This window comes from Corynebacterium sp. ACRPE (genome assembly GCF_022347435.1).
In the GTDB taxonomy this organism is placed as follows: domain Bacteria; phylum Actinomycetota; class Actinomycetes; order Mycobacteriales; family Mycobacteriaceae; genus Corynebacterium; species Corynebacterium tuberculostearicum_D.
This window is the reverse complement of record NZ_JAKRNA010000043.1, coordinates 1-6,451: the sequence shown is the minus strand read 5'-3', so window position 1 is coordinate 6,451 and position 6,451 is coordinate 1. Positions and strand designations below refer to the sequence as shown.

At 58.8% G+C, this 6,451-nt stretch carries 3 protein-coding genes and 1 pseudogene; 1 reads left to right on the top strand and 3 read right to left on the bottom strand.

Features of this window, described 5'->3' with window-relative positions; all coding sequences use genetic code 11:
* Positions 1–236: 236 nt before the first annotated feature.
* Together pflA and pflB are read right to left on the bottom strand one after the other, a co-directional pair.
* On the bottom strand, positions 237–1,106 hold the full coding sequence (gene pflA, locus MHY13_RS11910) for a pyruvate formate-lyase-activating protein (RefSeq protein WP_239283232.1): 870 nt from the start codon (positions 1,104–1,106) through the stop codon (positions 237–239).
* Between the two features lie 2 nt (positions 1,107–1,108).
* Positions 1,109–3,487 (bottom strand): annotated as a pseudogene (gene pflB / locus MHY13_RS11905) (formate C-acetyltransferase).
* 316 nt (positions 3,488–3,803) lie between these two features.
* On the opposite strand from pflB, the gene MHY13_RS11900 reads away from it, so the two are divergent.
* Positions 3,804–5,714: a solute carrier family 23 protein gene (locus MHY13_RS11900; RefSeq protein ID WP_239283231.1), complete on the top strand. Its 1,911-nt coding sequence runs from the start codon at positions 3,804–3,806 to the stop codon at positions 5,712–5,714.
* Here the strand turns inward: MHY13_RS11900 and MHY13_RS11895 are convergent, their stop codons facing one another.
* Positions 5,715–6,305 (bottom strand): hypothetical protein, encoded by a 591-nt coding sequence (locus tag MHY13_RS11895; RefSeq protein WP_239283230.1) that lies wholly within the window; start codon positions 6,303–6,305, stop codon positions 5,715–5,717. It abuts the gene before it with no gap.
* Positions 6,306–6,451 lie beyond the last annotated feature (146 nt).

The window sequence follows — 6,451 nt, the reverse complement described above, 5'->3', positions numbered from 1 at the left end:
CAAACCACGCAAAGCACTCAACTGGCGCACCCCAGCCGAAGTCATGACCAACGCCCTCACACAAACCGGTAGCATCAAACCAAACTAACCATCATCGTTGCAACGACCCCTAGAATCCGCCTCGCGGGCGTAAAGCCCAAAAGTCCCGTGGGGATTGGAATAATCCCACGGGACTTCTAGGTGGTGCTCTTTAATTGTGTGGCCGAAGCGGCGATAGGAGGTCATGTCCTCCCAGGCTAGTAGACTTCCAAGCCCTTCGAGCGGAAGACGTCACGGATTTTCTCCACATCCTCCGGCTTTGGTGGCTTCGTGTCAGCTAGCTGGTAGTTCATGCCCAAGCTATCCCACTTGTCCTTGCCCATATTGTGGAAAGGCAGGACCTCAACGCGCTCAACGTTGGATTTCCAACGCGCCACGATATTGGCCACATTTTCCACGTTCTCTGGCGAGTCCGTGAGGTCTGGCACCACCACGAAGCGGATCCACACCGACTTGCCCATCTTGTTTAGCCTGTCGCCGAAGTCCAGCGTGGGCTGGAGTTCGCGCTGAGTGACCTTGCGATAGGTTTCCTCGTCGCCCGACTTGACGTCGAGAAGCACGAGGTCGATATTGTCCAGGTCGTCGTCACGCAAACGCGCACCGAGGTAACCGGCAGTATCGATGGTGGTGTGAATGCCCGCATCGTGAACTTCCTTGAGCACGCGGCGCGTGAAAGAAAGTTGGAAGAGGGGTTCACCACCGGAGATGGTGAGACCGCCACCGGAAGCGTTGAAGATTGGCTTATAACGCTTAATGCGCTTGACCACATCCTCGACCCGCTCCAGCGTGCCGGTCTTCATCTCCCAGGTGTCTGGGTTATGGCAGTACTGGCAGCGCAGTGGGCAGCCGGACATGAACATCGTCATGCGGGTACCCGGGCCATCGACGGCGGTCACGAGCTCCCAAGAGTGCACGAGGGCAATATCGCCGGTACGGCGCGCCTCCATGAGTTCGGGGCGGGTAATGTCATCGAATTGAGCGTCATTTCCCAGGCCCGCGGCCGCGCCGCGGACTCGCTCTCCTTCTTCAGGAGAGAGGGTAACGACACCAGTAACGCCATCTGCCATGATTAGGAACCCTGGTGGAAGGTGCGGGAGATAACGTCGAGCTGCTGCTCCTTGGTCAGCTTGACAAAGTTGACAGCGTAGCCAGAGACGCGAACGGTGAGGTTCGGGTACTTCTCTGGGTGCTCAACGGCGTCCTCGAGGGTGGACTTGTCCAGCACGTTGATGTTTGCGTGGTACAGACCAGAGTTCATCTGGTGTGCATCGCGGTTTGCCTTCATTGCTGACATGCGGTCTTCGAAAGTTGGGGTTGCCATGATTTTCTCCTTTTCGAGATGGTTGAGGGTTGGTGGTTTTTACTTCTCCATGATGAAGCCGGCATCCAGAACGCCCACCAAGTTATTGATGCGCTCTTCTGGGGTGCGGCCCAATCCGGAAGGAGTAATGGTGTTGGTCAGCGAGATGCCGTCCAAGGCGTCCTTGTAATCCAGCTTGCCGACGGACAGCATGGAAGCAACCATGCCGTGGCTGTCAGCACCGTTTTCAGGGTTAGCGCCTGGGGAGAACGGCGTGCCGGCCTTGTGGCCCGACGGGAAGGCGCCTGTTGCCTTGCCGTAGACCACGTTCGAGGTAATGGTCAGCACGGACTGGGTTGGGATGGCATTGCGGTACATCGGGATGGCCTTAATCTTTTCCATCACGGTGTGGACAATGGTAGCGGCGATATCATCGGCGCGGTCGTCATCGTTGCCGTAGAACGGGAACTCACCTTCGGTGATGTAGTCCGTAATCAGGCCGGTCTCGTCGCGTACCGGGGTGACCTTAGCGTACTTGATAGCAGCCAGGGAGTCGGCGACGATGGACAGGCCGGCGATGCCGCAGCCCATGGAGCGGACGATATTGGAATCGTGCAGCGCCATCTCGACTGCCTCGTAGGCGTACTTGTCGTGGGAGTAGTGGATGATGTTTAGGGCCTCAACGTAGGTGCCAACAACCCAGTCCAGCATCTCCTCGTACTTCTGCCAGACCTCGTCGAAGTCCAGCGGGCCATCGCCCTTGATGGGCTCGTAGCCTTCGACAACCTGCTTGCCGGATACCTCATCGCGGCCACCGTTGATGGCGTAGAGCAGAGCCTTTGCGGCGTTCACACGAGCGCCGAAGAACTGCATCTGCTTGCCAACTTCCATCGGGGAGACACAGCAAGCAATTGCGGCGTCATCGCCCCACTGCTCACGAATCTGGCGGTCAGACTCGTACTGGATGGAGGAGGTCTCAATGGAGATGTGGGCGCAGAATTCCTTGTAGCCCTCTGGCAGCTTCGGATCCCAGAAGATGGTGATGTTCGGCTCAGGTGATGGGCCAAGGTTCACCAGGGTCTGCAGCAGACGGAAGGAGGTCTTGGTGACCATGTGGCGGCCGTCGTTGCCAAAGCCAGCGTCGGACCAGGTTGCCCAGTATGGGTCGCCAGAGAAGATCTGGTCGTAGTCGATGGTGCGCAGGAAGCGAACGATACGCAGCTTGAGAACCAGGGAGTCAATGATCTCCTGGGCGTCTTCCTCGGTGATGATGCCAGCGGCGAGGTCGCGCTCGAAGTAGCAATCGAAGAAGGCGGACAGGCGGCCGATGGACATTGCGGCGCCATCCTGGGACTTAATGGAAGCCAGGTAGCCGAAGTAGGTCCACTGCACTGCCTCGTGAGCGGTCTTGGCCGGCTGGGAGATGTCGAAGCCGTAGGACTCGGCCATCTTCTTGAGCTTCTTCAGGGCCTTGATCTGCTCGGAGTGCTCCTCGCGGAAGCGTGCCCAGTGCTCAGAGAAGCCAGCATCTGCGACGGAATCGCGGGAAGCCTGCTTTTCCTCGATCAGGTAATCCACACCATAAAGTGCAACACGGCGGTAGTCGCCGATGATGCGGCCACGGCCGTAAGCATCCGGCAGGCCGGTGATGATGTGTGATGAACGAGCAGCGCGGATGCGCGGGGTGTAGATATCGAAGACCGCATCGTTGTGGGTCTTGCGGTAACGGGTGAAGATCTTCTCCACCTCAGGGTCTACTTCCTTGCCCGCTTCGCCGATAGCCTGCTTGACCATGCGCCAGCCACCGAACGGCATCATGGCGCGCTTCAGCGGGGTATCAGTCTGCAGACCGACGATAACGTCGTCGTCCTCTGAGATGTAGCCGGCCGGGAAGGCGTCGATGTCGGTCGGGGTGTGGGTGTCAACGTCGTAGACGCGCTGCTTGCGCTCGACGGACAGGTACTTCTTTTCCAGGGTGTCCCAGACGCGCTTGGTCTTCTCGGTCGGGCCTGCCAGGAAGCTGGAGTCGCCGTCGTACGGCGTGTAGTTGCGCTGGATGAAGTCGCGGACGTTGATGCCCTCGGTCCATGGACCGGACTCAAATCCCTTCCAAGCTTCAAACTGTTGAGGCTGCGTTGCGGTAGTCATAATTCCCTTCTTTCGGGCGAATTTCTAGCAGGGGATAAATGCCGCTTTCTTCGAGCCACAGCACCAAGCCCCTCTGGCCTCAATTGTTGACCAATTGCCTGGTAATAACAAGTCTCGCAAACGTTTGAAAGCCAAGTAATAAACCGGTCGTGTTGTTTAGCTGGTTAGTGGTTTCATGCAGAACGCACGTACGTCTTTTATCGGGGGTGAACTAGCCCCGAACGTGTTCCTCATCACCGCTAGATTTTGGTCGCTACCTGCACGAACCTCTACTGTTAATCCCGTTCAGCTTCGCTTCCGCACAAAGGAGGACTTCGTGGCTTCCCAGCCCAAGCATCCAGTAGATATCGTCCCACCCGCCCCCAAACTAGCCGCCTTGGGTTTACAACATGTGCTGGCGTTTTATGCCGGCGCAGTCATCGTCCCGCTGCTCATTGCCGGCTCGCTCAATCTGGATGCGGAAACCACCATCCACCTCATTAATGCGGACCTGTTGACCTGTGGCATAGCGACGATTATTCAATCCCTGGGCGTCGGCAAGCGCATTGGCGTGCGCCTGCCCATCGTGCAGGGCGTGACTACAACGGCCGTCTCCCCGATTATTGCCATTGGACTGGGCGCGACCGACGGCGCGGGTGGGGTGGCCTCGCTGCCTACCATTTATGGCGCCATTATTGTTGCCGGCCTTTTTACCTTCTTTGCGGCGCCGGTCTTTGGCAAGGTGCTGCGCTTCTTCCCGCCGGTGGTCACCGGTTCGGTCCTGCTGGTTATGGGTACGTCACTGTTGGGGGTGTCGGCCAATGACTTTGTCAATTACGCCGAGGGCGTGCCGGCCACCCGCGACTTGCTCTATGGCTTTGGCACGCTCGCGGTCATCATCTTGGTGCAGCGTTTTTCCTCGGGATTCCTGGGCACTCTGGCCGTGCTCATCGGCCTAGTCTTAGGCACTGGCGTGGCGCTCGTGCTTGGCGACGCCTCCTTTGACGAGGTCTCCTCCGCCCCCGCCCTCGGCATTACTACCCCGTTCTACTTCGGTATGCCGAAGTTTGACCTAATAGCTATTTTCTCGCTCATCATCGTCATGATCATCACCATGGTGGAGACCACCGGTGACGTCTTTGCCACCGGCGAGATTGTAAAAAAGCGCATCCGCCGCGATGACGTCGTACGCGCCATTCGCGCCGATGGCCTGTCCACCCTAGTGGGCGGCGTGATGAACTCCTTCCCCTATACCTGCTTTGCCCAAAACGTTGGCCTGGTGCGCCTGACCAACGTGAAGTCGCGCTGGGTGGCCGTTGCCGCCGCCGGGTTCATGATGGTGCTGGGCATTCTGCCCAAGGCCGGCGCGGTCGTGGCCTCCATCCCCTCCCCGGTTCTCGGCGGCGCGTCTCTGGCACTTTTCGCCAACGTGGCGTGGGTGGGTCTGCAGACCATCGCCAAATCCGATCTTTCTGATGGCCGCAACTCCGTCATCGTCACCTCCGCGCTGGGCTTGGCCATGCTGGTGACCTTCAAGCCGGATATCGCCACCGCCTTCCCGGAGTGGGCACAAACCTTCGTCTCTTCTGGCATGTCCATCGGCGCCATTACCGCCATCGTGCTCAACCTTTTGTTCTTCCATACAGGGGGCAAGCAGGGAACGCAGGTGTCTCGGGCCGTCGGCAAGAGCGTGAGCTTGCAGCAGCTCAATGGCGCCTCCCGCGAGGAATTCGTCTCGGCGCTGCGCCCGCTGTTTAATAACGAGACCTGGCCGCTGGAGCTGGCGTGGGAGTCGCGGCCCTTCGGCGATGTTAATGAGCTGCGCGCGGCCATTCAGGTGGCCGTGCTGACCGCGGATGATTCCCGCCGCGCCGCCCTCATCCACGATTACCCGGCCATGGATGAGCTGCTGCTTGCCGACGCCGACGAGGCCGCCACCATCTCCGCCGACCGCGGCTCCCTGGGCCTGACCGACCTGGATGATGTGCAGACCGAGCGCATCACCGAGCTTTCCGCCGCCTACCGCGAGCGCTTTGACATGCCGTTTGTGGCCTATTTGGATACCAATGACACCGTCGACCGCGTCATTGATGCCGGCGTGCGCCGCCTAGCCAACTCCCCGGAGCAGGAGTACCGCACCGCACTGGGCGAAATCGTAGAAATTGCCAACGACCGCTTCGATATCCTGCTGGCCGATGCCAACCCGGTCCGCTCCTCGTGGGACCGCAAGTTCACCGAGGTGGACTAGTTAGCAAAAAGAAAAGTCCACCTCGGCCTCTGGGTCCACTCCGGAAATAATGCCGGTGTAGAACTGCTTGGCCTGGGATTGGAGGACATCGCGATTATCCGCGATGTCCTCTTTCTTTTTATCCTCATTGAGGATTTTGGTGATGGTTTCCGCCTTATCGATATCCGGGGTAATCCAGCTCAACGCGCCGTTGTCCTCCACCGCGGTTTCGAAATTCTCATCCGAGTGCCCGATGAAAATGAACTCTGGGATCTGCACGCGGAAGTGGTGCGGGGATTCTTCTTCCACCTGAACCTGCGAACCTTCGATGCCGAGCTTCGCGCGGTAGGAGTACTTGATGTACTGGGTGCGCTCGCTGCCCGGGACCTGCCAATTCCACAGCTTGCTGTTGGCGGATTCCTCCGATAGGCCCTCGATACCCAGCGAGACGAGCACCACCTGCTCTTCACGCTCCACGGCCTTGATGACCTTGGTATTACTCGATTCGGTCTCCACCTCCACCGGTTCCCGCACCTGCCAAATGAACACCGCGGCGGCAGCCACGGCGGCAATGAGAATGACGGCGACAAGGGTGGAAAGCAGCTTTTTCATGATGACCATCTTAGGGCGACTATGCGGGGTTAAGGGTCAAAAAGTGTGTCCGGAATCGCGGATTTTCACGGATTGACCTGTAGGTTTCCGGAAAGTATATGCTCCGGAAGCATATATCTAGCCCCCGACGGGAAATCCTCGGTGTG

Bases quoted from the DNA above. Each gene is read 5' to 3' on its own strand.
- pflA (WP_239283232.1), bottom strand. From the start codon at position 1,106: ATGGCAGATGGCGTTACTGGTGTCGTTACCCTCTCTCCTGAAGAAGGA.
- MHY13_RS11895 (WP_239283230.1), bottom strand. From the start codon at position 6,305: ATGAAAAAGCTGCTTTCCACCCTTGTCGCCGTCATTCTCATTGCCGCC.